This window comes from Legionella shakespearei DSM 23087 (genome assembly GCF_000373765.1).
GTDB classification, from domain to species: domain Bacteria; phylum Pseudomonadota; class Gammaproteobacteria; order Legionellales; family Legionellaceae; genus Legionella; species Legionella shakespearei.
The window spans coordinates 1-2754 of the sequence record NZ_KB892430.1 but is presented as its reverse complement, the minus strand read 5'-3'; the positions used below and the strand labels follow the sequence as shown (position 1 = coordinate 2754).

Here is a 2754-nt window from a genome sequence, read left to right as displayed (position 1 = left end):
GCTCACGCCCGCGCTCTTTACTCTTGAAGTAAAGAGCTACTCTCTTATCCGACATTATATAAAATTTTAAACTTACAATCCTTCGCGCAAAAAGAGGCGCTCAGGACGACGTAGATCGGGGAATGGAAAAGATGTGTTGAAGAGGCTCCATCCCGGCTGTAAGCAGACCGGGCTACACGTGGAGGGCTTGAATTAATAAATGTCCCCGCGTACTATTAAATTCGGGCATTTGATTAGGGTAACTATTTAATTCTAATTAAATATTTCAGCTGTGGACCCGTTAATATTTGCGCTGTAAGGGACGTATCCATCAAATGTTAACAAAATACTGACAAAAGGATAATTGTTATGTCAATGTACAAACGTTTAAGCGCTGAGTTTTTAGGTACTTTCTGGCTGGTGTTTGGAGGTTGCGGTAGTGCGGTGATTGCAGCAAGGTTCCCTGAAGTTGGAATTGGCCTGCTGGGAGTTGCCATGGCTTTTGGTTTGACCGTACTGACCATGGTCTATGCTTTTGGCCATATTTCAGGTGGGCACTTCAATCCGGCGATTTCTATTGGCCTATTCGCGGGCGGACGTTTTAAAGGTTCAGATGTTATCCCTTACGTTATTACTCAAGTTATTGCGGGCATTGCAGCAGCTGCGTTATTGTATCTGATTGCCAGTGGCAAGGCAGGTTTTGATCTGAGCGGTGGTTTGGCAAGTAATGGATATGGCGAACATTCTCCTGGTGGTTATTCACTTCTGTCCTGTCTGATTACAGAAATTCTAATGACCTTTATGTTTTTGATGATTATCCTCGGTGCTACAGCTAAAAATGCGCCCCAAGGCTTTGCTCCTATGACCATAGGTCTGGCTCTGACTTTAATCCACTTGATCAGTATTCCGATAACCAATACTTCCGTGAATCCTGCCAGAAGTACCGGACCTGCCTTAATCGTTGGGGACTGGGCTTTATCTGAATTATGGCTATTCTGGGTTGCTCCAGTCATGGGTGGTCTCCTCGCTGGTCTGGTTTATCGCGCATTTAAATTCGATAGCGAGTAAATTACTAAGAAGTCTGTTGGCCAGATACCGTAAGCGCTTAGCCAATTAAGCGCTTACATCCCAGGCCAGTACGTAAAAATTAGTGAGGTGACCATGGATTGGCTTTTATTTGGCACTCTAAGATCCTCTCAGTAGAACTTATTGATTTTTCCATATGCTCCTTAAAGAATGATAATCGCTGGGGATCTTTGAGCAAACTAGCGTTCAGTTGTGCATTCGCCTGGTGAAATGCTTCCACATCCTGTTGTCTCACTGTGTGTGCATAAGGGGCGAGTTTGTCGAGCATGCCCTGATAAAAAGTTAATAACATATCTACTGCAAGCCCTTGCTCTGCACCTCTTTGTAAATCCTGCATGCATTGAATGTAAAATTTACGTACCAGATAGGCTGGCGTCTCTTTATCCGCTTTTCGGTACCATATATCACGATGCTGCATCCATTCTAACCATTCATGATCGTTCACTTTTTCTGCAAACAAGGTTTCCACAACAGGCAAAACTTTTTCTTTAAAGCAAAAGACATTGAATCCTACAGTAACGGTCTGTTTGTCACTGTCTTGTTTTCTGATTCTAGCCAATCCCGGAAACAGTTCATTGATTTTAGCAAGCACAGGTTGCAAATCATCTGCTGATTTTGTCTGAAAACACTGGTCCGATTCTATAGTACAACGCTCGCCAGCAAATGCGGAGAGTTCTCCGAGAGTATGATCAAACCATTGGCTGTAACCTGCATGTTCCAATAGTAAACAGATCATAAAATTTGAAGTAAAGTGAATGCCATAACGGCCACTTATATTCTCAATACCTCTTCTGAGTTCAGTTGCTTCTTCATGACCTGGCACGTTTCTTTGAGCCTCGCTGCATCTCTGGTAATAATCGTACAGCCCAGGTTCATCTGCTATGAGACGTTCAACTTCAGTGGTAAAGTGCTCATCAAAAAAGGCCTGGCGAAATAATGAGTAATTAATATGAAGTTCACCATGTGCGATTAATGAGGAAAGGATAATTGACTTATCACCAGCATTACGCAGGCGAAGTTTTTCCATTTCTTGCCAAAATCGTCTCTCGTGCTCCTGGTTATCTGCATCCGCCTCGTTTAATAATGCCTCCGGTACCAGTGTTGGCATCATATGTAGCTGGCGCTTTTGTATATAAAAAATAGGATCTTTTTCAAAAATTTCAGCAGCACCTGCACCGAGTTTCTCATTGATACGTCGCTCTATTTCTACATCCTGACAGGGTAGAAAGGTTCTTTTATAGTGTAAACAAAAATGCCCTTCTTTATTTGGAATTGGCTTCATTTCAAAACTTGAAGCCATAAACTCAAGCCCTAGCCAACGCAGGAATGTATCCATAAAAATATTTGAATGCGCATGGCTGACCGTAAAGGGAGCCAGTTTTTCCTGAATTTCAGCATTAAACGCCTGAACATCAAACTTATGAGTTGCCTGATTTTTCTCCTGTTGATTTTTTTCTGACACACCTGGCTTCATGATTAATAACTCCTTTCATTAAATAAACACATGCTAATCATTTAGCCATCTCGTGTCAGGTTCCTTGTGGACAATATTCGGTTAAAAAGGGACAGGATAGGGCCTGCCAGTAAGTTAACGGGAGTTTCGAATAAGAAGCTTGTTTGAGCCAGTCGTTACTTCGATGCCGTTCGGGCTGAGGAGAGGCGGTAGCCTCGTCTCGAAGCCTTAGCACC

At 42.8% G+C, this 2754-nt stretch carries 2 protein-coding genes; one reads left to right on the top strand and one right to left on the bottom strand.

From position 1 onward, the window contains the following. The first annotated feature begins 348 nt into the window (after positions 1-348). A complete protein-coding gene (gene aqpZ, locus B094_RS0113200) occupies positions 349-1047 on the top strand; it encodes an aquaporin Z (protein ID WP_018578286.1) in 699 nt (232 codons plus the stop codon). Positions 1048-1126: 79 nt separating this feature from the next. Here the strand turns inward: aqpZ and B094_RS0113195 are convergent, their stop codons facing one another. Next, positions 1127-2539 carry a hypothetical protein gene (locus B094_RS0113195; protein WP_018578285.1) on the bottom strand — a complete coding sequence of 471 codons (1413 nt, stop codon included), beginning with the start codon at positions 2537-2539 and terminating at the stop codon, positions 1127-1129. Positions 2540-2754: the final 215 nt, after the last annotated feature.